The sequence below is a fragment of the Patescibacteria group bacterium genome (genome assembly GCA_018896645.1).
Classification (GTDB): domain Bacteria; phylum Patescibacteriota; class Patescibacteriia; order UBA2591; family JABMQE01; genus JAHIMF01.
On the sequence record JAHIMF010000087.1, the window covers coordinates 1 to 24,486 of the forward strand.

Sequence of the window (24,486 nt, forward strand, 5' to 3'; positions counted from 1 at the left end):
ATGAGCGCCAACGCCGTCAGTGCCATCGCAATCCTCATAGCCATCATTTAAAGGACCGCCAGTACCTACTTGGTTAGGAGACTGTTTTGCGCCATCACCACAAAAGGTTTGGTCATGATGTTCGCATAAACATAAATCGCAAACATCAACAGTGTAAGGATTTTGGTCGCCGCAATCTGTATTAACTTCACACTGCTCAGCAAATCCATCATCATTAGGGTTCTGAATAGTGCCGTCACCGCAAAAAGTTAAATCTTGTAAAATACATTGGCTATTACATTCTTGATGAGCGCCAACGCCGTCAGTGCCATCGCAATCCTCATAGCCATCATTTAAAGGACCGCCAGTACCTACTTGGTTAGGAGACTGTTTTGCGCCATCACCGCAAAAAGATGGGACAAAAACGGTTGTATCTGTGGTACTATCTTTTGGACTGGTTTGGTCAGTATCAATAACAGCCGTATTAGCAATCACTGTCCCGTCAGCAACACCCTGATTAACTTTTACCACTAAGGTTACTGTGCCGTTCTTGGTATTATTTGAACTCACATTACCAAGTTGCCATGTGACTATGCCACTGCTTTCAACTCCGGGAACAGAAGCGGAAACAAAACTAACTTCCGAAGGAAGTTGGTCAGTAATTATAACATTTGTAGCGTCATAGCCAACTGCTTCTACTGTATAACTGATACTATAAGTAATTTCTTGGCCCGGTTGGACTGGGTCTGGAGAGTCAGTTTTATCAATACTTAAATTAACATGACAGCCAAAAACTAAATTAGCTGCCAATAAATTTAAAAACAACACCAGAATTACTGCTAAAACCGATTTTTTCTTTAATTGTTTAAAAATGCCGTAAAACAGACTTTTTCGCGGTTTAAATGGTTCTTTGTAAAGCATAAGAATGTTGAATTAAGATTAATTTTTAACCTCCAATCTTAGCATATCCCCAAAAAAATGTCAAGGGGTAGAATAAGAAAAATATCGTTTTTTGACTAATATTAGGCGAAAACATACTAAAAAACCCCGCACCTTATAGCTCTAAAGTGTGGGTTTTTAAATTTTGAAGTAAGAAAAGAAGATCAACAGTATTGCTAACAATAATCCCATTGGCCTTCTATAAATAGTAACCAAAAAACCACCCTATCAAAGAGTGGATTCTGGTAATTTTAAACTGATTCAAGTACCAGGCTTATCACCTGATTATATTATATTATATTTATATTATTTCAATACTAACTTATGCAAATATTATTTTCGCTTCTTGACAATTTGTTAATTTATAACATATAATGATATTAGCAGTCTACGGTTGAGAGTGCTAACGCACAAATTTAGCACAAATCGCACAAATTGATTATATTTATGTTAAACCAAAATTTCACAACCAAATCCCAAGAAGCTTTGCAAAACGCGCAAACATTAGCAAGCGACAAGGGCCAACAACAGATTGATATTTCTCATCTCACCTACGCTCTGCTTTCTCAAGAAGAAAGTGTGGTGCTTTCGGTTTTGCGGAAATTGGGCGTGAATATAGAAATGATAAAATCCCAACTGGATACAGAAATAAATAAACTGCCAAAAGTAGAAACCTCTGGCGGGATTGCTGAAATTTATGTTTCCCAAGATTTTAAAAAAGTTTTAAATGAATCATCAAATCAAGCTAAAAAATTTGGGGATGAGTTTATATCTACTGAACATTTGTTTTTGGGAATTTTAACAGTTGACTCCCCCACCAAAATCATTTTGGAACAGAGCAATATAAAATATGAGGAAGTTTTAAAAATCCTTTCCGAGGTTCGGGGCACCCAACGAGTAATTGACCCCGAACCGGAAGCTAAATACCAGGCCCTGGAAAAATACGCTCTCAATTTGACGGAAACCGCCCGACAAGAAAAACTTGACCCAATAATTGGCCGGGATGATGAAATCAGACGGGTGATGCAAGTGCTCTCCAGGCGCACTAAAAATAATCCGGTTCTAATCGGCGAAGCCGGGACTGGTAAAACCGCCATTGCTGAAGGTTTGGCCCAAAGGATTGTGGCTGGCGATGTGCCTGAAAGTTTGAAAGATAAAGAAATAATTTCGCTTGATATGGGCTCACTCGTTGCCGGCACCAAGTTCCGCGGCGAGTTTGAAGACCGACTCAAAGCCGTGCTTCGGGAGATTAAAGAAGCGGCTGGCAAAATAATTTTATTTATGGACGAACTTCATACAATTGTCGGCGCTGGAAGCGCCGAGGGCTCCGTTGATGCTTCCAATATGTTAAAACCGGCCTTAGCTCGGGGTGAATTGCATGCGATTGGCGCCACTACGCTCAAAGAATATCAAAAATATATTGAAAAAGACGCGGCTTTGGAACGTCGGTTCCAGCCCGTATACGTGAGTGAACCGAGCTTGGAAGATACTATTGCTATTTTGCGCGGCATCAAAGAGAAATATGAAGTTCATCATGGAGTAAGGATTACAGATTCTGCTTTGATTGCCGCGGCAGAACTTTCTAACCGTTATATTTCTGACCGTAAATTACCGGATAAAGCCATTGACTTGATTGATGAAGCAACTTCTGCTTTGCGTATGGAGATTGATTCCATGCCCGAGGAGCTGGATAAATTTAAGCGCAAGGAAATGCAATGGGAAATTGAAAAACGAGCTTTAAAAAAAGAAGGTTCGCGCGAAGCTAAAGCCAGAATTAAGAACTTAGATAAAGATTTAGCCGAACTTAAAGAACAATCTCGCGAACTGGAAGTCCAGTGGAAAGCGGAAAAAGAAGTCATTTCTAAAACTCAAAAGATTAAAAAACGAATTGACGGCTTAAAACAGGATGCAGAAATTGCTGAACGAAATTCAGAGCTCCAAAAAGTAGCCGAAATTAGATACGGCAAAATTCCAGAATTAGAAAAAGAGCTTAAAGCCAAAGCCGCCGAATTAGCTAAACTGCAAAAAGAAAAACAAATTTTAAAAGAAGAGGTCAGTGAAGAAGATATTGCCGCGGTTGTCAGCCGCTGGACAGGAGTGCCTATAACTCGCCTGCTTGAGGAGGAAAGCGAAAAATTAACCCGCATGGAAAAAGAGATTGGGAAACGAGTGCTCGGACAGAAGGAAGCCATTCAATCAGTAAGCAATGCGGTGCGGCGCTCACGAGCCGGGATAAGCGAAGAAAATCGACCTATTGGCTCGTTCATATTTTTGGGCCCTACGGGCGTTGGCAAGACCGAACTTGCCCGAGCTTTGGCAGAATTCATGTTTAATGATGAGGATTCAATGGTGCGCATCGACATGAGTGAATACCTGGAAAAACACGCTGTAGCCAAATTGATTGGTTCACCGCCCGGTTATGTTGGCTATGAAGAAGGCGGACAATTAACCGAAGCTGTTCGCCGCCGGCCGTATAGCGTGATTTTGTTTGATGAAATTGAAAAAGCGCATCCCGAAGTGTTCAATATTTTACTTCAAGTTTTGGATGACGGACAACTAACCGATGCCAAGGGCCGCCGAGTTAACTTTAAAAACGCGATTATCATTATGACTTCTAATATCGGCAGTGATATTATTCAAAAAGAAGCTATCGGCTTTAGCGACCACAAATTTAAAAATGAAACTAAAGATAAGATTATGGATCTGGTGCGGGAGCAGTTTAAGCCCGAGTTTTTAAATCGCGTGGATGAAATTATCATGTTTCACAGTTTGACTAAAAATGACATTAAGCAAATTGTTGAACTGCAATTGGCCCAAGCTGCCAAGCGTCTTGAAGCTAAAAATATCAAACTGGAATTTAGCGACAAACTTAAAGAATTCATTACTAATAAGGGTTATGATCCGGTTTATGGGGCACGGCCATTAAAACGAGTCATTCAAACTATGATTATGGATGAGTTGGCTTTGCGGATTATTGAGGGGAGGGTTAAAGAAGGAGCTAAAGTTAAAATTGATACAGAAAAAGGAAAGGTGGTGATAAAATAATTTATCATTTATCCCGCCAAAGGCGGACAGGCATTTATCATTTAGTGATTGGTGGATAAAGCGATGTTTGACAAAAATACTCTTATAATGATACCATTAAAGCAGATTAAATTTTAACTTTCAAATCCATGGAAAAAGATATGAATCAACCAGTTACCATGAAAGACCTCGGTGAATTTACTGATGAGGTTTTATTGCCTGGAGTGGAGCTGACGATCAAACAATCAGAGAAAAGATTAGGACAAAAAATTGAAACAAATTATAACGGTATCCAAGCAAACTATAACGGCATTCAAGAAATTATGAAAACTCTAAAAGAAATGCAAAAAAGTATTCAAAGACTCGAAATCAGGCAAGATAAAGAGAGCTTGGAAATTAGAGTTATTGATTGGTTGACTAACAGGGTTGTGGTTTTAGAAAAAAAGTTGGGCATAGTACCGGAACCAATGCCGCAGGAGCAGAATTAAATTAATTTCAAATTTTGAAAAAGAAAAAAGCCCTCTCTGAAACCGGAGGGGGCTTTAGTTTTCTCTAGTTAGTTTTCTCTATAGCCAAGGAGGTGAAACATCCCTGGGCGCCAAAGCCTGTTCACGTTCAGTTTTAATTTCCTCTCTTTTAGACCTTATATAATTATCCCACTCCTCCTTTTGCTCCATAGTTCTAACGGTTAATATCACCTCATCCGCGTCATAGTAACCAAGGGCAAATATCCACCAATCATTGACAGTCAAAAGAGTCCCAATGGCAGTTGAGTCAACCTTCACCTGAATTTTCGCATTAATAAGAGAGGCATAAATTGATCCCTCTATTCCAGCAACCTCAAAGGATACTTCTTCAAGCCAAGATGATGCCCCAATAAGGGGTTTATCTTCAAAGCCAAACATCAAAGGTCCTGTAATCAACATTGCAAATATCACGAGTATTACTACTACGAAAATCATGAAAATGCTATAAATTCCCGGAGAAACTAATTTAACTGCCACGGCTCCATCCTCCTTTAAAATGGGTGAAAGTAAAAAGGAACGATTTGACAAGCTCAACCATACTTTATCATCGCCCGTTTTTCTTGTCAATCTCAATCATCCGATTGAGCGCTTTTTGCGCCAATACTTTCCAACCCTCACATCTCTTATGGATAATGGTTTCTTGGGCATATTTTACTGGCCTCCGAATAACATACTCATACTTGTCATCACCTAAAGACTTTTTGCGTACAATCCCCAGACTATCTATCTGCTCAAAGTTCACATAAACCTCTAATCTTAACATAATATCCTCCACAGCAATGTGTTTAAAAGAACAAACCACCACCCACAACTATTACTTTAACTTATTACATTAATTTGTCAACCCTTTTACTTCCTGCTATAATAACTGTAACAAAACGTTAGAAAAAAAGTCTAATTAATTGAACCTAGTTTTAACTAAGACCTATGCGAATCAAATTTATTATTGTTGCCTTGTTACCTTGCTTCATTGTTTCATTGTTTTGGACCACAACTGCCAACGCCCAGGACTTCAACCCCCATTACATCCTCTCCAACACCGAAATGACTGATTACGCGTCTATGGGAATGTTTGATATTGTTCAGTTTATAAAAAACAAGGGCGGCACTCTTTACACGGCTCGATTTGAAGATATTGACGGCAAAACCAAGTCTGCCCCAGCTTTGATTTATAATGCGGCAAAAAATTATGAAATCAACCCCAAAGTTTTATTGGTAACTCTACAAAAAGAACAAAGTTTGGTTGATAATCCGGCTCCCACTCAAAAAAACTATGACTGGGCTACTGGCTGGGCCGTGTGTGATGGCTGTAGTTTAAGCGATCCTAAAGTCGCTAAATATAAAGGCTTTGCTAAACAAATTGACGGGACGGCCGGAGGTTACAATTGGTATCTGGAGCAATTTGCGAGCGGCGGAAACACCTGGCTCATCTGGCCTAAAAAAACCACAACTATTGACAACGAATCCGTAACCCCAGCCAATGAAGCAACCGCGGCTTTATATAATTACACTCCTCATCTTCACGGCAACGAAAATTTTTGGAAACTTTGGGATAAATGGTTTTCCATAAACTATCCTGATGACTCTTTACTGCAGACTGAAGGCGAAGATGGCGTTTGGCTGATTCAAAACGGCTACAGGCGTCCGTTTAAATCCAAAGCTGCGTTTATCTCCAGTTATGATATTAATAATATCCTTTTGGTCTCTAAAACTGAAATAGAAAAATTTCCCGCCGGCAAAGAAATAAAATTTGCTAACTATTCCCTACTCCGCTCGCCTGCTGGCACCATTTATCTTTTGGTAGATGATAATCTTCGGGGCATTCAATCGATGGAAGTCTTTAGAACTATTGGTTTTAATCTAGAAGAAGTTATCAAAGTAACCAATGAAGACCTGCAAGAATACACTGAAATTGAGCCTATTACTATGGAAAGCGCTTATCCTACTGGCGCGCTTTTGCAAAACCGTCAGACTGGCGGGGTTTATTATGTTAGGAACGGCGCCAAACAAGGCTTAATTGACCGCTCGGTTATGGATATCAATTTTAAGGGTTGGCATATTACTCCTGTGACTACTGAAGAACTTTCTAAATATCCTAATCTGCCGCCAGTGAAAATTAAAGATGGCAAACTAATCAAATCAGAAACTGCTAGCGCGGTTTATGTGATTTCTGATGGCCAGCGCCGCCCCATTACCTCGGCCGAGACTTTTGAAAAAATGGGGTATAAGTGGAAAAATATTTTAAGTGTGCCGCAGAAAGTTGTTGATTTGCATGAGGAAGGCGAAGTTGTGAGTGTGGCTTATTGATTTAGTATTTATTTGACTGCTGCCCATTACTATGACAAAAATTCATCATCATGATATAAATATTCATTAAGATATAATGTTTTCAGCTCATTTCATTCATTAGAAGGAGGGTTGAATATGCCTGCCACTCGACTGAACAGATTTTTTGACTGGCTGGAACAAGAATCATTTTGGGCTTGTGTTATTGATAGTGTTGGTTGTTTTGTATTGAGCGTGTTAGAATTTTGCGGAGTTATATTTTTGGCTTCTAAACTAATGGGCTCTACTAATCGTAAAAGTTGAATTAGCAAAAACTCTCGCCAAACACTGAAAGGAGAGGACGAATGGAAGGACGAGTTAAATTTCCGCCAGATAGTTGTCAAGGGTGTGAGTTCCCTGTTTGCTATCCTGATGATAGAATTTGCGATGAATGCCGGAAGATGCGGTGGCAAGCCCTGCCAAGGCACAAAAAGGCTTTGTCTCGGCTTTCAGAACTTCCATGTTACATCGCCGCAGTTTTGGGAATACTTTTTGTTCTTGGACCCGCTATAGTTGCCGGTGTCCTAACATTGGGGGTTGCCAGCATTGCCTGGGGGACAGATAAGGTCCTCTAGTGCCTGAACCTATTAGAACGGCCTCATGCCGTGTTGGGGATGAAGTTTTTTATACCTTTATGGTATGATTTTTACGGAAGAATGTGAGTTTTACTTGCATCTTCCGTTTTTATTTTTTTAGTGAAGCTAAAATTATCCACAATTAAAAATTGACAAAAAAATTAGACATGCTATACTTATATCAAAGGTAGGAGATCTGATTACATTTCAGGTCTACCCACTTGCTAGCAAAAAGCCACTGGAATTCCCAGCGGTTTTTTGCTATATTAAAGTTGGGCGTGGTGGTCTTCGGGCCTGTGGTGTAAGTCAGGTTAACATCCTACCTTTAGCAAGTGGGGCTAGGGGTTCAAATCCCCTCGGGTCCATTGCGCCCTTAATTTATCTTCCATGATTGCCAAAATAATCCCTAAAATTAAACTCCCCCGTTCTGCAAACTCTATATTTGATTATCAAGTTCCCAGAGAAATGGAACTAGATATTAAAATTGGGCAGATGGTGGAGGTGCCGTTTAGAAATAAGAAAGTTGAGGGAATCATTATAGAAATAAAGAAACAGAGACCTTCAACAAGTTCAGATTCTAACGAAAATAAAGAAATAAGGAGATTAAAACCAATCATCAAAATTTTGGATGAAAAACCGATTTTGTATCCACGGCAAATTGAAGCGCTGAACTGGATTGCCGAGTATTATTATGCTCCTTTAGCTTTGGTGTTGAAAACATTTGCACCGGATGTGCCGAAAACAAAAAATCAAGATATCAAGATATCAAGATATCAAGATATTGGGTTCAAACTGACTGTGCTGAAGTCGCGGTTGCCAGAGATTAAAAAAGCTATTGACGAAATCATTAACTCCCAAAAAAATGTTCTTTTTCAATGGAATGATTTGCGGGAAAAGATTACTGTTTACATTAAGCTGGCTGAACACTGCATCCGCGAAAAAAAACAAATTCTAATTATTTTGCCCCAAATTACTGACGTTGAATTCTTGCATAACTATTTATACCCCCAATTTCGTTCAAAAATAGTGCTTTTACACGCCCAATTAGCAAAGACTGCTTGTTATAATAATTGGACTAAGATACGCGGGAATAAGGCAAAAATTATCTTAGGAACCCGGTCGGCGATTTTAGCGCCAATGAAAAACCCGGAGTTAATTATTATTGATGACGAGGAAGCTAGCGACCACAAACAATCTGACATGAATCCGAGATATGATGTGCGGAAAATTGCGGAAAAGTTAGGAGTCAAGGTGATGTTTGCGAGCAAAGCGCCGCGGATTGATACCAGATACCAGATACAAGATACAAGGATACAAAAAAATTTCAAATTTCAAATTTCAAATTTCAAACTCGAATTTGTAAAATTGATTAATCAGAAAACCGCGGTAGAATTAATAGATATGGTGAATGAGTTGAGTAGGGATGAATATTCGCCAATTAGTTTGAAAATGGAGGAAAGGATGAAGGAGACATTAGAGCAAGGTGAAAAGGTTGTTCTTTTTTTAAACCGCAAGGGCACGGCGACAATGGCAGTATGCAAAGATTGCAATTATTTATATAAATGTCCGCATTGTAATCTGCCATTCGCCTATCACGAAACCGAGAAACAACTAATTTGCCATCATTGCGGCTTTAAGACTGATGCCCCGCTCACTTGTCCAGCCTGTAAGGGACATAATATAAAATTCCCGGGTACGGGCACCCAAAAAATTGAACAAGAGGCGCGTAAACTATTTCCTGATAAAAAAATTATCCGCATTGACAAAGACGCTTCTTACTATCGCCTAGATATTGCTAAATATGACATCATTATTGGCACGCAATTGTTTTTTAAATTATTTCCCAACCTGGAAAATGTGGGTCTGGTGGGGATTGTTTCAAGCGATGCTTTGCTTCACCGTCCAAGTTTTCGCTCTTGCGAGAAAACTTTTCAAATGATAAGTAAAATTTTAGTTTGGGCGGGGTTTAATAAGGCCAAGCAAGTGCTGATCCAAAGCTATACGCCAGAACATTATTCTATCAGATATGCCGTAGCCCAAAATTATGACCAATTTTTTGAACAAGAAATTGAATCTAGACGGCAACTCGGGTATCCTCCTTTTATCAAACTAATTAAATTAATTTATAAAAATGAAAATCAAAACCAAGGAGTTAGTGAAGCCGAGCGCCTTGCTAACCAATTGCAAAAAATCAAAAGTATTCAAGTTATTGGGCCAGCTTCTCCCTATGTTTCAAAAATCCGCGGCCGTTTCCATCAAGAAATAATTTTAAAAACCTCCTTGGATTTTAAACTACCCATTGCTGTTATCCCCAATAATTGGCTGATTGATGTGGAGCCGGAGGAAATTCTATAGAATAACAAGGATACAAAAAATTTCCAAATAACAAATTCCAAGACACAAAAACAGTTCAAAATTTGTTATTTGTGTTTTGAGGTTTTTTTGTAATTTGTCTCTTGTATCCTTGTATCTTGTGATTGCAAATGTTATACTGTAAACAGATTCCCCTTGCTACCGCTAAAATATGTTAAAAAATCTAATCTTAAATTAATGAAATTTCCTCAAATTAAAATTCCTTTTCCTTGGTTTAAACCAAAACCGCAGATTTCGGATTTTCGGATAATTTTTATGGCCAGCGATGAATTTGCCGTACCGATTCTAAAACAACTTCTGGATTTAGAGCGGCTTCTTTCGGAAGGCAACATCATCACAGCTGTCTTTACCCAACCAGATAAGCCGGCCGGCAGAAACAAAAAAGTCTCCCCCACTCCCATTAAAGAATTAGCCTTGAAATATAAAGTACCGGTGATGACACCCGAAAAAATCGATTCAGGTGAATGGATAAAAAAAATAAAAAACTTAAGGCCCGACTTAATCATTGTCTGTGCTTACGGCCAACTGATTCCTAAAGAAATTCTTAACATTCCAAAATTTGGCTGTATTAACATCCACCCCTCTCTTTTGCCAAAATACCGTGGTTCCTCACCTATGCAGCGGGTGATTCTTGATGGAGAGAAAAATACTGGCGTTACCATAATGCTTTTAGACGAAAAATTGGACCATGGACCAATTTTGGCTAGTAGAAAAGAAAAGGTAAAGATTGATGATACTACGGGAAGCTTAGCTAAACGGCTATCAGGCATTGGGGGTAAATTGCTAATTAATTTTTTGCCAAACTATTTAAGCGGCAATTATAAACCCAAACCCCAAGACCACAAAATAGCAATAGTCACGCGCGAGCTTGCGAAAAAAGACGGTAAAATTGATTGGAATAAAAGCGCAGAAGAAATTGAGCGCCAAATCCGCGCCTTTGCGCCTTGGCCCGGCACTTGGAGTCTCTGGAATTCCAAAATTCTAAAAATCATCCAAGTGCAAAAATGCGATGGTTGTAAAAAAAGCAAACCCGGCAAAGTGTTTTTAACCAAGAAGAAAAAATTAGCTGTTAATTGCGGTAAAGATGCTCTGATTATTGAGGAACTTCAATTGGAGGGCAAGAGAGCTATGGGTGCTGAAGAATTTTTAAGAGGGCATGGGAAGATTGTGGGGAGTGTGTTGAGTGTTAGAAATTAGTAACAAGAAACAAGAAACTAGTAACTAGGAAAAATAATAAAAATCTTAAAAAAATAAAGCCGTTATCAGCTCGAGTAAGCTGATAACGGTTTTTTATTAATGTCATTCCGGACACTTACCCAGCTCCTATCCTTTTCCGTCACCCAAAAACCGGAACTAAAGCTCGATAGAAGTCGTGGGCTTTACAGACCCCTCCCCCCATGCTATCATCGTAATACAGTAACTCTGATATTACCCAAGTCTGACTCACAACATCAACCTTAGGAGGCGAAAATGATTGTCATAGGAATAGATATTGGCTCAATCAGTATTAAAATGGCACTGGTAGGCGAAGAAGAAGATCGGGTACGGCTAGAACAGGCATTGACCAAAGTAGGGGTTGATTGCAATCAACCCCTACTGCACGAAAACGGGCTTTCATCTATCGCTGGTCACCTGCTGGTAGTAACCAAGTATCAACGCATTGCTGGGAACCCGACAGATGTTACGCGAGAAATGCTAAAATCCTTGTTAGGGCTGGTTCCAAAAGACTGCATTGGAGGCATCCGCATAACTGGATCAGGTGGAAAGTTGATTAGTGGGTTATTAGATGCTCCGTTTGAAAATGAATTTCGGGCTATTACCCAAGGGATCTCCTCCCTTTATGGGGAAGTAAAAACTGTCTTTGAAATGGGTGGCGAGACTTCCAAGTTTATCCAGTTAGAGCGAGATGTCGTGTCGGACCGCATTGGGATTGCTGATTACGAAACCAGTGGTGATTGTGCCGCTGGTACCGGCTCCTTTATGGATCAACAAGCCACCCGATTGCTCTTTAAAATTGAAGATGTCGGAGATATTGTTATGGGAGCAGGCAAAGCCGCCACCATTGCTGGACGTTGTTCGGTCTTTGCCAAATCTGATATGATTCATGCCCAGCAAAAAGGTTACGAGCCGCCAGAAGTTCTCAAAGGTCTGTGCGAGGCAGTGGCTCGTAATTTTAAAGGAAGCATCACCAAGGGTAAAAAAATCAAACCACCTATTGCTTTTATCGGCGGGGTGGCTGCTAATCAAGGTGTGGTCCAGGCCATGCGCACTGTGTTCAAACTAGAGGAAAATGACCTTTTTGTACCAACATACTATGCCTGGATAGGCGCCATTGGTGCGGCCTTATTGGAAATGCAAAGCTATCAAGAAAAAACAACCATTGCTTTGCCTAAAGTAGTGGATTTAAGTCGATTCCAAGCCCCACAGGAAGCAACTTTTCCTTTTACTGAACCTCTAGATCTTGATAAAGCGATCTTGCTAAGAGACCGGGTCAAACCCTATCGTTTCCAAAAGTCTGGGAAAGTAGATGCCTATCTGGGCCTTGACATCGGGTCAGTCAGCACTAAATTAGTCATCATTGACCAAGCTGGTGATCTTATTTATGAAATCTATACTACGACCGATGCTCGGCCCATTGAGAAAGTTCACAAAGGACTTCAGGAAATCGAACAAGCCATTGGCGACCGAATCACAATCTGCGGTGTAGGTACCACTGGCTCGGGCCGAGAACTAATCGGCGAGTTAGTAGGGGCCGATACTATCAATGATGAGATTACTGCTCATAAAACCGGAGCGATATACATCGGACAAAAACTTATTGACCAAAAGGTAGACACTATTTTTGATATCGGTGGCCAGGATTCCAAATTTATTAGTATTCAGGACGGTGTGGTAGTAGATTTCACCATGAACGAAGCCTGCGCTGCTGGCACTGGTTCCTTTTTGGAAGAACAGGCAGAAAAATTGGAAATTAACATCATCGGTCAGTTTGCCGAGATGGCTCTCCGATCTCGCCAGCCCATTCGTTTAGGTGAACGTTGCACAGTATTCATGGAACGCGACCTAACCTCCTTTCTCCAACACGGAGCTATAAAGGATGACCTGGTAGCCGGCTTAGCTTATTCAGTGGTCTATAACTATTTGAATCGCGTAGTGCGGGATCGCAAGATTGGTGAAGTGATTTATTTTCAGGGCGGCACGGCGTACAATGATTCGGTAACTGCGGCTTTTTCCAAAGTACTCGGTAAGCCAATTATTGTTCCACCGCACAATGGGGTGGTTGGCGCTATTGGTATGGCTCTTTTGGCTAGAGAAAAAGTATCCCTGACCAAAAAACCCACCACCTTCCGGGGGTATAGCCTGGAAGCAGTGGATTATACAATCAGAGAATTTACTTGTCGGGCTTGCTCAAACTTTTGTGAAATGCGCGAGTTTAATATAGAAGGAGAGCGCACCTATTGGGGTGACAAGTGTTCGTACCAGTTTCGCAAACGAGCTAAAGTTGAAAAAAAGCCGATGCTTCCGGACCTGATGGCCAAACGTATGGAACTTCTGATGGCGGGATATGATGAGCAAGAGGCTGTAGAAGGCCAGATTAAAATCGGTTTGCCAAGGAGCATGTACTTTTTTGATCGGTTTCCTTTTTGGAATGCCTATCTAAAGGAATTGGGCTTTAAAGTAGTGGTGTCCGAGCCAACGAACAAGCAAATCACTGAGGCCGGTATTGAAGCCCTAGTGGCTGAACCTTGTTTTCCGATTAAGGTAGCTCATGGGCACATCACTGACCTAATTGCTAAAGGCGTGGATTATATTCTTCAGCCAAATATGCTTAATGAAGAAACCGATGTTCCTGAAATAGCGTCTCATGTCTGTCCCTGGGGCCAAACCCTGCCCTTTGTTATCCGACAGGCTCCGCTGTTTGCAGACTACCATGATACGTTTCTAGTACCTACTATTCATTTCCGGGAAGGGTCAAAACAAGTAAAGAAAGAATTGAGAGGATTGGCTAGACGTTTTGGGATCTCCAATAAACGCAGTGACGCGGCTATAGACCAAGCATACCTGGCCCAGCAACAATTTTGGGCGGACCTCGGGACGGCTGGTCAAGAAGCGCTGGAGCTACTGGCTACCCATAATGAACGCGCAATTGTCTTAGTGGGCCGGTCATATAACGTAAATGACCGAGGGATCAACATGGATATCCCTGATAAACTTCGCCGATACTATGGCGTTAATATTATCCCCATGGATATGCTTCCTATTCAAGGAATAGACATCTCAGATATCAATCCTAATATGTATTGGAGCTATGGTCGTAAGATTCTCCAAACCGCTAAGCTGGTGGCTAAATATCCCAACCTCCACATTATCTATATTACCAACTTTAAATGTGGTCCGGATTCCTGTATCAAGCACTATGTCCGTGAGGCATCCGGAAAGCCTTTTCTTTCCCTTCAGTTTGATGAGCATAGCAATGATGCTGGGATCATGACCCGGTGTGAGGCTTATTTAGATAGTAAGGGATTTTTGAGATGATGGGTTAGTAGTAAGGGTTGATTGCAACCAACCCTTACTACTTCGTTCTTTTAACCACATCAGCCCTCATCAATATCATTTGATGGGGGTTTTTATTAACTAATTTATTTATAGCAACCATTCTCTCTCGAAGATATAACACACCTCCTTTCGTTCGGGGTGTCACTCCTCATTTCCGCGCCTTCTCGGTCACCCAAAACCCCAGATACTTACCTATCATCAACCGGGTTTGAGCTTCGCACGCAGGAATGCAGCCAAACAAAATCAAGGTCACTGGCAAAAAAATCCATTGCAAAATCATCACCAAAATTTTATATTTTGACTGGGTTTTTGGCCGCGGCGGTAAAATTAACACGCTCAAAATTGCTGCTACTAAAAGGCCAATCATCGCAAAAGTCATAAGCCACTCTAAAACCAAAGGCGCATTCTGCGCCACCACGGTTTTTTGAACTGTTTCTGGAGCAAGCGCTAAAGGCAGGCGCCCAAGAACAAAAATTAAAATCGGCGCCGTAGCCCAGGAATACATGCCTTCCCCTAAATTCCAACCGTACTTAAATTTTTTCCAAAAAGAAATTTTTTTATTTTTTAAAAAATGCCAAAGCATATAGGGAAAATGCTCTACTCCCCAAGCCCAACGCCGTTGTTGCTTATATAAATTAACAAAGCTTCGCCAATAACTTTTAGCTAAAACTGTGTCCATAGAAACCGGCACGTAAATCGGCGTCACTGCAAAATCTCCGTCATAATGCATGAGTCCTTGCAAAAAAATTCTGGAGTCATCAGTTACAATATCTTTTTGCCAAAAACCAACCCCGACTAAAGGTTTATAACCCATACTATGAGACGAGAAAGTGAACATCCGCTCTGGTTTAAGCAACTCGGTCATTAACCAAAAGATCGTACCAAAAGCAGTAACCCGCATCGCGGCCGGCGCATCCCAGATATTATTATTATAATTAACAATCGGCTGATAGCAAGTTCGCAAAGCATCGGGATGAGTTAGATATTTATAAGCCACGCAGGAAAAATACTCTGGATGAGCGCAAGTGTCGCAGTCAAAGTAAGAAACAATTATATCTTCATAAGGGATCTCCAGTTCATCAATAAATTCTTTACTTTTATGACCTGCGTAATGAGCATTAGCGCCCTTGCCTTTTATCTCACCAGCAACATTATCAGGATGTAGGGTGAATAGAATTTTATAAAAAACTCCTTCAAATTCTTTTTTTAAAATCTTAACATTGTCTTGAAAAATCGCTTTTTTTCGCTCTTCACCAGCTAAAACAATAATGAATTTGTCTAAAGGATAGGCGTTATTTTGAATACTTTTGAATGTGGTGCGTAAAACTTCAATTGACTCGCCACAAGTTGGTAAAAGCGCCAAATGATAAATCCGTTCCCAGCCAGAAATGGTTTTGACTTTAGTAAACCAATCAACCTTAATCGCCTGTTTGTATTTTCTCCAAGCCAGAATTACATAAAAAACAAAATAACTGACCCGAAAGAGCCAGTATAAATCAAAAATGATAATAAAATAAATAACCCATAAGGGTTTTATAAATGAGAGCGCGATTGCCAGGGTAAAAGTTAACCAAACCAGACTGCCAGGGATAATCTCTAACAGACGATACTGTCGACGCTCTTTTGGGTTGAATTTTTTGAGATGTTCGGGGATCATAACTACAAATACACCTGCACCTTTTAAGGACATCGCTAACTCCGGGGAGATATAACTTACTTTACCAATTTTATTGCAGTATTTAAAAAATGACTGGCTGCCGGGCAGGGATTCGAACCCCGATAGCCAGGACCAAAACCTGGAGTCCTACCATTAGACGACCCGGCATTATCAAATAATTATAATTTAAATTTAAGTCTCTGTCAAACCCTTAAGTATCGCCTTATTGCAATATTAGAAGAAATCATTGAAAGTAAAACAATCAAAACTAATTGGAAACCAAAGATTGAAAGAAAATTTTCTTGAAAATAAACCACGATATCAAATCCTTCGGAAGCTTGAGTGCCTAAAAAAATCATTAGATGCGGCCTCGCAAAATTTAAAAACGGGAAAATAATCGTCATGGTAATGCCCCAAGCAAATAAACCGTAAAGCGCGCTTTCCATCAAAAACGGACCTCGAATAAACCAGGAAGTGGCCCCAACCAAACGCATGATAGAAATCTCCTCCTGGTGAGTATAAATCGCTATCCTGATGGTGTTAAAAATAATTAGAATAGTAATCAATAAAAAAATTCCAATCACCACTATCCCCACTGTCTGAACTTTTTTGGAAAATTTATTGAGTTTCCCAATAACCAGTTCGTAATCATTAAAATTCGTTTCTTGAATAAAATTAGCATACTCCCCAAACTCGGGACCCTGAATTTTAGCTAAAATTGAGGCGTAGTCCTCTAAATTTTTAGCTTTTATAACAAGGGTCGCGCCCAATGGGTTACCGTCCAGTTCGTCAAGAGAGGCCATTAACAAGGGATTATCCTCATGCCGCGCCCTAAATTCAACTAAAGCCTGGTCTGGTGAGATATAGTCAACATTGGCTACTTTATCAAAGGTTTCAATCTTGGCTTTGACCGTGTAAACTTGGTCCCCGCTGACTTCGGGTTTAAAATAAAGACTAATGTCTATCTTGTCTTTTATGGTCTCAACGGCAGTATTGGTTAGAACATTCAGGGTAATCAAAATGTTTATAGAAATTAAAGCCAATATCACAATAGTCAAAGTAACGATTGAAAGCCAAATGTTTCTGAAAAAGTTCTGAAGAGTGAGTTTGGTAAGACGGAATAAAGATATAAACATATATAACGTTTAGCATATTTTATTTATCAATTATTAATTATTTTCTGATGTTAGATAATTGATAATTGATAAATAATAATTAAATAACTAATTAATACCTAAAAAATACTCAAATTTATATCATATACTTTCCCCGCTCCCGATCACTCACAATCTTCCCTTCATCCATAGTAATCACGCGCTTTTTAAGATAATTTACCACCTCGCGATTATGGGTGACTAAAACAACCGTGGTCCCAAATTCATTAATTTTTTTCAGTAAATTAATAATATCACGGGTATTGATGGAATCCAAATTTCCGGTTGGTTCATCAGCAATCAAAATTTTTGGCCGATGACACAAAGAACGGGCAATGACAACCCGCTGCTGTTCCCCGCCCGAAAGTTCTTCTGGAAAACGTTGCTGTTTATCTTCCAGCCCAACGATTCTTAATACTTTTGGCACAATAGTTTTAATACGAGCAGGCGGCGCTCCGCAAACATGCAAAGCAAAAACTATATTTTCAAACACGGTTTTCTTTTTTAATAATTTAAAATCCTGAAACACTACCCCAATTTGACGCCGTAAAACTGGTACTTCGTTTTGTTTAATATCAGTAATATCCCAACCGCCTACAATTACCCTGCCCTTGGTTGGCTTTTCTTCAGCGATTAACATCTTAACTAAGGTTGACTTACCAGCGCCAGATCTTCCAACAAGGGAAACCATTTCTTTGGGTTTAATATGAAAACTGACATCTTTAACCGCATAGATATCTGGCGGATAGACCTTTGAAATATTTCTAAATTTAATCATGGTGAGTACGTAATAAGCAAGCTTTTCATGTTTATAAAAATAAGCTATACTATGAACAGCCGAAGAATAACTACCCTTGCGGGTGTCGTATAACGGTTATTATATTAGCTTCCCAAGCTAAGGACGGCGGTTCGACTCCGCTCACCCGCTCCACAAGCCAACGTAGCTCAGTTGGTAGAGCAAGCGCTTCGTAAGCGTTAGGTCGTCGGTTCGAGTCCGACCGTTGGCTCCAACTTCTCCTACCGAGCCTTAAGAATTAAAGCAAAAACAATAATCCATAACACCAGCGCGATTAGCCATAATGCCGCTTTTTTGCATTTCGTTGATTTAAAAAAACCAAACAACGGTTTTTTCTTTTTTAGCGAATCGTTCTGTTTGAGTGGTTTCGGGATTAAAACCTTTTTCTGAAATTTAACGGTGGGCGCGGGCTTTACTTCGGAGGTTGACATTGGCTTTAGGACTACTTCCCTCTTTTTGCGTGGAGTGATGGCATCAAGTACAATTCTCCGCCATTTTTGCATATCACCAGTAAGGGGGGCTCCCGAATCAATTTTATTCTCGGGCATCTCTTGGGATGGTTTTTCTGTGGGTTGTTGTTTCTCTTTGTTGTTTAAATTTTCTTCAGGCATAGTTTTACTGTTTATTATTCCAGCCAGAAGGTGCCTGCCCGCCTTTGGAGGGGTCAGCCTTTGGCTGGAATAGCAAATAGGTAAACGGTAAATTTTATGATTACCTTGCTTCAGTCCCAAAAAAATATCGCCACCATTTAATTGGGTTATACGGCTCTTCAACTTCCGGCTCACTAGTATCATTCATGGATTCTTGTATCTGAATCATTTCAAGAGAAGTGGCTGCTGGTGAGGATATTATCACCACTTCCTCCCCTGGTTTTTTAAGGCCCAGCTGCAACCTGGCGCTCTCTTCTTCAAAAGTATCTGTATGCAAATAATCAATCAAATAGGTTAATTCTATATTGCGCCCCTCCAGTTCATTTATTTTATTTTCCAGCTCGGCAATCTCTCGATTGACTTCCATCTTTCTGGTCACCACTCTCACTAATGTCAAAGAAGCCAAAATTAAAAAAATCAGACTGGCAAATAAAAAAAGTTTTGACGCTAAAATTGTTTTAAGGGTTGAACCTGGGGTACCTCTCATATAAATTATAGCAAATTATAAATATAATTCAAATAAATATAATTCAAATCTACGAATGAATGCTAATCTACGAATGCTACCCGTCTCGCCGACGAGGCAGACAAATTTTATTTGCGGCATTTGAATACATTTGTAGATTTGAATTATATCAGGCGCTCTTGCAATTAAACTTCGCATTTGATATACTTGAATCAACCGACAGTAGAAAATTCCCAGCTAACTTCAATGAAAAAACAAAAAAAGCACAAAATATTTTGGATATTCGCCGCTGTCTTTATTATTCTCTCAATGGTCTTTATGCTGGTGGCACCGGCTCTTTTTTAAATCCCAACTTATCTCTTTAGCACCGCCAAATAAGCCTCAGTTGGAATATCTACCCGACCATGGCTTTTCATTTTTTTCTTGCCTTTTTTCTGCTTCTCCAGTAATTTTCTTTTCCGAGTCACATCACCGCCATAAAGTTTAGCAGTAACATCTTTACGCATTGCTGAAATCCGCTCACTGGCAATAATTTTTCCTCCGCCCTCATTTCCCCTGGCTTCCTGATACCCAACTGCGGCTTGAATTTTTACCTCAAACATTTGGCGGGGTATTGCCTCTTTTAGTTTCTTAACTATTGCTCGAGCCTCTTGGTAGGCTCTTTTTTTATAAACAATTGCGGAAAGGGCTTCTATTTTTTCTTCAGCCACCAAAATATCTATCTTTTCAAGTTCAGCCAACCGATATTCCAAAAACTCATAATTCATAGAAGCATAACCGCTGGTCGCACTTTTAAGTTTATCATAAAAATCCGTCAAAAGAAATGAAAGCGGTATTTCATAATGAAGAATAACCCGCGCACCATATCCGCCTTGCGCCTCGGTGCGGGGTACTGCCCCCTCGCTTTGGCCATGGGTTAAATATTCGGTGGTTTTATAAACACCGCTGCGATCTTGCAAAAGTTTCATTACATTGCCAAAATAATCTTCTGGGGTGATGATATCAATTTTCATCCAGGGCTCCGAGACGGTTTCATAATCATTAGGATTGGGCAGCTCTTGCGGGCTATGAATCACAACTTGCTTTCCGTTTTTAAGGTTAATTTTGTAAGCCACAGATGGTGTAGTAACTACCAACTCCAGTTCATACTCGCGGCGAAGGCGCTCTTGGATAATTTCTAAATGCAATAAACCCAAGAAGCCGCACCTAAATCCAAAACCCAGGGCTGGAGAATTTTCTGGCTCAAAGTTTAAGGCAGCATCAGTAAGCTTGAGCTTCTGTAAAGCCTCGCGGAGTTTATTAAAATCACTCCCCTCTTTACAATGTATTCCGGCAAAAACCATGGGTTTCACTTCTTTATAGCCTGGCAATGGATTAACTCCAGTCCCCACAATAGTATCCCCAACCCTGCAAACTTCAACCTGTTTAAGTCCGGTGACCACATAACCAATCTCGCCGGCCTCCAATTGTTCGGTTTTCTTTAGCTTGGGCGTGAATACCCCAACTTCAAGCACCTCGCTCTCTTTACCCGTGGCCGCGAATTTGACTTTATCACCCGCTCTCATCTGACCGTCAAACACTCGGACATATGCTAGTACGCCTTTGTATTCATCAAACTGTGAATCGAAAATCAATGCCCGCACAGGATCAAGGGCGCCTGTGCTGCCCCTCGCCGATGGCTGCTCACCAGCCCTCTTTGAGCTTGAGATAGCCCGAAAGCTTGCTGGTGAGATCGGTGCCGGCACATCCCTAACAACCCGCTCCAAAACTTTTTCCACACCTGTCCCCTTCTTAGCGGAAACCTCTAAAATCTCCAACTCGTCCACTCCCAATAAACTCGCCATCTCTTTTTTTGTCTTAGCCACATCAGCATTGGGTAAATCTATTTTATTAACCACTAGGATAATTGCCAAGTCTTGCTCCAGAGCTAAATAAAGATTTGACAATGTCTGCGCCTGTATGCCCTTCGTCGCATCAACGAGCAAAATTGCACCTTCAACCGCCGCTAGACTTCGCGAGACCTCATAAGTAAAATCAACATGGCCAGGGGTGTCAATCAAGTTTAGTATGTATTCTTTGCCTGATGCCTGATAGTTGAGGCTTGAGTTGCTCAAGGACAGCGGTATATATTTCATTCGGACAGGTGTCAATTTTATAGTAATCCCCTTTTCCCTTTCAAGCTCCATCTGATCTAAAACTTGCTCTTTCATGTCCCGCTGGCTGACGGTATGGGTTAATTCTAAAAAACGGTCCGCGAGAGTGGACTTTCCATGGTCTATATGGGCGATGATACAAAAGTTGCGGATGTTGAATGCGGGGGTTGACATAAAATTATCTTGTGATAAAGTTATCTTAACAGTCCAAGTTTATTCCACCACAATCTTATTATCGCACAGGAGGACAAAATGAAACCTTTAGTTTATTTGGCTGGTCCAATACTTGGTACGAGTTATAAAGAGTGCACCGGCTGGAGAGAAGGCGTAGCCGAACAATTAGCAATTGCTGGAATAGCCACTGCTTCGCCAATGCGAGGCAAGGATTTTCTCAAAAAGGAATTAAAAATAGGGAGTAAAGCAAGTAGATGTTTTCTTGAAAGTCATCCTTTGTCTACTCGGAAAGGGACGGTCTGCCGTGATCGATTTGATACTTCAAGATGTGATGTTCTATTTGTGAATTTTCTTGAAGCTAAGAGGGTCTCAATCGGTACCGTGATGGAAATAGCCTGGGCCGATATGCTTAGGAAACCCATCATTGTTATTATGGAGGAGAATAATATTCACAGGCACGGGATGCTTGAGGAAGTAACAGGGTTTATTGTGCAAACATTAGGAGAAGGAGTCGAACTTACAAAGGCAATTCTTTGTACAAATTTGCCATCATAGATAGTTTGTTTCGTTCATTGTTCTTATTTTGGCCCCGACCTTGAAAAGTTGGGGCTCTTTTTTTCTAAAACTTTAGTATGATAGTCCATACTATCAAGCTAACTCTCAATTTTATTAGTGAACCATTCGCGCGAATAGTTCCACGATAAAATCTCTACATTTCTGGAACATCAACTTTTATCACCGAATTATCTCCAAAACAACGACTCCTATATGATGACCACTTGTAATTTTCCAATTCTTTTTGGGTTTTGACTAATCTGTGTTTGACGGGATTTTTAATCTCAATGTAGTTGATTTTTTGAAAAAACTTCTCTTCGGTGTAGACATTAAAGTCATAATAATCTTCTTCAAAAACTTGAAATTTACGTGTTCTTTTCCGCCTCGCCGTTGCTCTACCCTTTGGCCCGCACACGGTCCTCAGACCGTGTGCGTTCAGGGTCTGAGGACCCTGAACGGCCGAGGAGTAGCGGACGCCCAACGTTGATTTATAATCAGGAATGCCATCCTGCAAAGAAAATTTCTGAAGTAAGTCAATCCTTTCATCCTTTTTCAACTGTTGCACAATCTGTACCGCTGAATATTTCTTAAAATCTCTCATCACATCTTGAATTTTGATCCCTTCTAACAACTCCAACAACAAATGAATATGCCAGGGAATAATCACCCAAGCGTATAATTTAAACTTATACTTATTCCGATAAAATTTCAAATTATCAACAATAATCTGGCAATACTGCTCGCGATTAAATAAAAAAATATTATTATTTACATTGGTCGTTACAAAATGAATCGGATATTCGTTTAAATTACTTCTTTTGGACATGATTTACTTATAATCTAATATTGAACTATTTGCGCAAATAGTTCATAAAACCTTAACTAAACTTTTAGTTTTTTTATCACTCCAATTTCTTCACACTTGAACACCAAAGCCAAGCCCAGATACACTAGTCCTCCAACTCCAGCCGCGACCAGGAATTGCAGTAAAACTTGGCCAAATGTCGTCAAATCAAATATTGAGCCAACGACCATTTTACTAATCTGAACGGCAACGCCGGCCAAAACAGAAATCATGCTGACTTTCAAAAGTGAAAAAATGATTTTTTTCTCGTCTAAAAAACCCAGCTTGCACCTTAATAAAACAAACAATAAAATCACATTTACAATACTGGCTATAGAAAAAGCTAAGGCTAAACCCGCCACACCCAGTATCCTACTTAAATATAGTCCGCCAAAGATATTAATTAATACCGAAACTATACTGACAAAGACCGGGGTCTTGGTATCTTGAAAAGCATAAAAAGCTCGGGCAAGGAGCGGGATTAAGGCTTGGGCAAAAAGTGAAATTGAAAAAAAACCCAAAGTCTCCAAGGTCATCACGGTGTCCTGCCAATCAAATCTTCCGGCCCCCAGAACTAGCCGCACAACCTGGGCCCGGAGTAACAAAATAAACACGGAGGCAGGAATGATTAAAAACAAAATCCGGCGCAAAGTAACCGAAAAATGCGCAATAAACTCCTTTAAATCCTTCTTGGCTGCGCTTTCGCTAAAATAAGGAAACGAGGCAACAGCCAAAGAAATCGCGAAAATGCCAATAGGAAATGATTGTAAATTAAAAGCAAAATTAAACACTGCCACACTGCCAACAACCAATGTAGAAGCAATAACATTTATTACCAGCTGATTGATTTGATTGACTGCCAAGCCAAAAGTGCGCGGCAGCATCAGTAATCCCACTCGTTGAACCGCCCTGTCTTTGAATGCTAAAACTGCTTGCCACCTAAAACCTGCTTTTAAAACAGATGGAATTTGAATTAATAAGTGTAAAAAGGCGCCCAAAACCACGCCCCAAGCCAACCCCTTGATCCCGAACCTTGGTACTAAAAATAAGACACCGGCAATAATCCCCAGGTTATAAAATATCGGAGCCAAGCTATAAGCCACAAACCGTTTAAAAGAATTCAAAATACCGCTAAAAACATTGCTGGCTCCAAAAAAGATAATGCTAAAAAGCATTATCCTGGTGAGTTCGGCTACTGCCCTTTGTTTTTCTGGATCAAAACCCGGCACTAATAAAGGAACAATGCGCGGCGCAAAAATAAAAAAGATTCCCGCTAAAATCGCTAAGGCTAAAACAATGCAATGCAGAATTGAATTGGCAATTCGAAACGCCTCTTCTTTATCTTTTTGCAGACATTTGATAAAAATGGGAATAAAAGCCGAGGATAAAGCTCCAAGCACCAGAGTATTAAAAATCAAATCCGGCAGCCGGAAAGACGCAAAGTAAATGTCAGTGATATCCCCGGCGCCAAAATTTGAGGCAATCAGCCGGTCGCGCAAAAGCCCGATGAATTTAGACAAAACAGAAAAACTAGCGATAACAATTGCGCCGCCGGTGATTGTGTTTTTTAGTTTGTGGATAAACTTTTGGAACATATAAAATAAATCAGACAAAAAATTGCCTGAGGTGGGCCTGTAATTATTCTATCATCTTTTCAATAAAAAAACAACCTGAAGTGGTTGTAAAAAGTTGTAAAAAAAGAAGGGAGTCTTATCAACTTGCTCTCAAGTTGATCAGC

The 24,486-nt window shown here is 40.2% G+C and carries 20 protein-coding genes and 4 tRNA genes; 12 read left to right on the plus strand and 12 right to left on the minus strand.

Annotated elements, in window-relative coordinates; translation table 11 throughout:
- The coding region (locus KKD20_06420; protein MBU4332718.1) for a DUF11 domain-containing protein at positions 1–900 on the minus strand (900 nt) is incomplete at its 3' end.
- 465 nt (positions 901–1,365) lie between these two features.
- Between KKD20_06420 and clpB the strand changes: the two genes are divergently transcribed.
- Both clpB and KKD20_06430 read left to right on the plus strand, forming a co-directional pair.
- The gene (gene clpB, locus KKD20_06425) at positions 1,366–3,963 is read left to right on the plus strand and encodes an ATP-dependent chaperone ClpB (protein MBU4332719.1); all 2,598 of its coding nucleotides are present in this window, start codon (positions 1,366–1,368) and stop codon (positions 3,961–3,963) included.
- Positions 3,964–4,091: 128 nt separating this feature from the next.
- Positions 4,092–4,430: a hypothetical protein gene (locus tag KKD20_06430; GenBank protein MBU4332720.1), complete on the plus strand. Its 339-nt coding sequence runs from the start codon at positions 4,092–4,094 to the stop codon at positions 4,428–4,430.
- Between the two features lie 78 nt (positions 4,431–4,508).
- On the opposite strand, the gene KKD20_06435 is transcribed toward KKD20_06430, so the two are convergent.
- The gene (locus KKD20_06435) at positions 4,509–5,036 is read right to left on the minus strand and encodes a hypothetical protein (protein MBU4332721.1); all 528 of its coding nucleotides are present in this window, start codon (positions 5,034–5,036) and stop codon (positions 4,509–4,511) included.
- Positions 5,014–5,232, minus strand: a complete 219-nt coding sequence (locus KKD20_06440; GenBank protein ID MBU4332722.1) for a hypothetical protein — start codon at positions 5,230–5,232, stop codon at positions 5,014–5,016. The genes KKD20_06435 and KKD20_06440 overlap by 23 nt, the downstream gene beginning before the upstream one ends.
- 164 nt (positions 5,233–5,396) lie before the next feature.
- Here KKD20_06440 and KKD20_06445 point away from each other — a divergent pair, with 164 nt between their 5' ends.
- The 6 genes from KKD20_06445 (at position 5,397) to KKD20_06470 (ending at position 14,278) form a co-directional block, all read left to right on the plus strand.
- On the plus strand, positions 5,397–6,776 hold the full coding sequence (locus KKD20_06445; GenBank protein ID MBU4332723.1) for a hypothetical protein: 1,380 nt from the start codon (positions 5,397–5,399) through the stop codon (positions 6,774–6,776).
- Between the two features lie 323 nt (positions 6,777–7,099).
- Positions 7,100–7,369, plus strand: a complete 270-nt coding sequence (locus KKD20_06450; protein MBU4332724.1) for a hypothetical protein — start codon at positions 7,100–7,102, stop codon at positions 7,367–7,369.
- A 290-nt stretch (positions 7,370–7,659) separates the two neighbouring features.
- Positions 7,660–7,734: transfer RNA gene (locus KKD20_06455), tRNA-Ala, on the plus strand.
- Between the two features lie 22 nt (positions 7,735–7,756).
- A complete protein-coding gene (gene priA, locus KKD20_06460) occupies positions 7,757–9,724 on the plus strand; it encodes a primosomal protein N' (protein ID MBU4332725.1) in 1,968 nt (655 codons plus the stop codon).
- A 195-nt stretch (positions 9,725–9,919) separates the two neighbouring features.
- Complete coding sequence (gene fmt, locus KKD20_06465) at positions 9,920–10,939, plus strand: methionyl-tRNA formyltransferase (GenBank protein MBU4332726.1); 1,020 nt, start codon at positions 9,920–9,922, stop codon at positions 10,937–10,939.
- A gap of 273 nt (positions 10,940–11,212) precedes the next feature.
- A complete protein-coding gene (locus tag KKD20_06470) occupies positions 11,213–14,278 on the plus strand; it encodes a hypothetical protein (protein MBU4332727.1) in 3,066 nt (1,021 codons plus the stop codon).
- A 169-nt stretch (positions 14,279–14,447) separates the two neighbouring features.
- Here KKD20_06470 and KKD20_06475 read toward each other — a convergent pair whose 3' ends face one another.
- From KKD20_06475 to ftsE, 4 genes are all read right to left on the minus strand, one after another.
- Positions 14,448–15,989 (minus strand): glycosyltransferase family 2 protein, encoded by a 1,542-nt coding sequence (locus KKD20_06475; GenBank protein MBU4332728.1) that lies wholly within the window; start codon positions 15,987–15,989, stop codon positions 14,448–14,450.
- A 61-nt stretch (positions 15,990–16,050) separates the two neighbouring features.
- Positions 16,051–16,124: transfer RNA gene (locus KKD20_06480), tRNA-Gln, on the minus strand.
- Between the two features lie 35 nt (positions 16,125–16,159).
- Positions 16,160–17,092: a permease-like cell division protein FtsX gene (locus KKD20_06485; protein MBU4332729.1), complete on the minus strand. Its 933-nt coding sequence runs from the start codon at positions 17,090–17,092 to the stop codon at positions 16,160–16,162.
- 115 nt (positions 17,093–17,207) lie between these two features.
- On the minus strand, positions 17,208–17,888 hold the full coding sequence (gene ftsE, locus KKD20_06490) for a cell division ATP-binding protein FtsE (protein ID MBU4332730.1): 681 nt from the start codon (positions 17,886–17,888) through the stop codon (positions 17,208–17,210).
- A gap of 78 nt (positions 17,889–17,966) precedes the next feature.
- Between ftsE and KKD20_06495 the strand changes: the two genes are divergently transcribed.
- Together KKD20_06495 and KKD20_06500 are read left to right on the plus strand one after the other, a co-directional pair.
- Positions 17,967–18,041 (plus strand) — tRNA-Gly (locus KKD20_06495).
- Between the two features lie 3 nt (positions 18,042–18,044).
- A tRNA-Thr gene (locus tag KKD20_06500) sits at positions 18,045–18,120 on the plus strand.
- Positions 18,121–18,127: 7 nt separating this feature from the next.
- Here the strand turns inward: KKD20_06500 and KKD20_06505 are convergent.
- Together KKD20_06505 and KKD20_06510 are read right to left on the minus strand one after the other, a co-directional pair.
- Positions 18,128–18,517 (minus strand): hypothetical protein, encoded by a 390-nt coding sequence (locus KKD20_06505; protein ID MBU4332731.1) that lies wholly within the window; start codon positions 18,515–18,517, stop codon positions 18,128–18,130.
- A 100-nt stretch (positions 18,518–18,617) separates the two neighbouring features.
- Positions 18,618–19,043: a septum formation initiator family protein gene (locus KKD20_06510; protein MBU4332732.1), complete on the minus strand. Its 426-nt coding sequence runs from the start codon at positions 19,041–19,043 to the stop codon at positions 18,618–18,620.
- A 59-nt stretch (positions 19,044–19,102) separates the two neighbouring features.
- On the opposite strand from KKD20_06510, the gene KKD20_06515 reads away from it, so the two are divergent.
- Complete coding sequence (locus KKD20_06515; GenBank protein ID MBU4332733.1) at positions 19,103–19,387, plus strand: hypothetical protein; 285 nt, start codon at positions 19,103–19,105, stop codon at positions 19,385–19,387.
- Here KKD20_06515 and lepA read toward each other — a convergent pair.
- Positions 19,376–21,349 carry a translation elongation factor 4 gene (lepA, locus tag KKD20_06520; protein MBU4332734.1) on the minus strand — a complete coding sequence of 658 codons (1,974 nt, stop codon included), beginning with the start codon at positions 21,347–21,349 and terminating at the stop codon, positions 19,376–19,378. The two genes, KKD20_06515 and lepA, sit on opposite strands and share 12 nt — an antisense overlap.
- Positions 21,350–21,427: 78 nt before the next feature.
- Between lepA and KKD20_06525 the strand changes: the two genes are divergently transcribed.
- Positions 21,428–21,904: a hypothetical protein gene (locus KKD20_06525; protein MBU4332735.1), complete on the plus strand. Its 477-nt coding sequence runs from the start codon at positions 21,428–21,430 to the stop codon at positions 21,902–21,904.
- 154 nt (positions 21,905–22,058) lie between these two features.
- On the opposite strand, the gene KKD20_06530 is transcribed toward KKD20_06525, so the two are convergent.
- Together KKD20_06530 and murJ are read right to left on the minus strand one after the other, a co-directional pair.
- Positions 22,059–22,730 (minus strand): transposase, encoded by a 672-nt coding sequence (locus KKD20_06530; GenBank protein MBU4332736.1) that lies wholly within the window; start codon positions 22,728–22,730, stop codon positions 22,059–22,061.
- Between the two features lie 56 nt (positions 22,731–22,786).
- Positions 22,787–24,343: a murein biosynthesis integral membrane protein MurJ gene (gene murJ, locus KKD20_06535; GenBank protein MBU4332737.1), complete on the minus strand. Its 1,557-nt coding sequence runs from the start codon at positions 24,341–24,343 to the stop codon at positions 22,787–22,789.
- Positions 24,344–24,486: the final 143 nt, after the last annotated feature.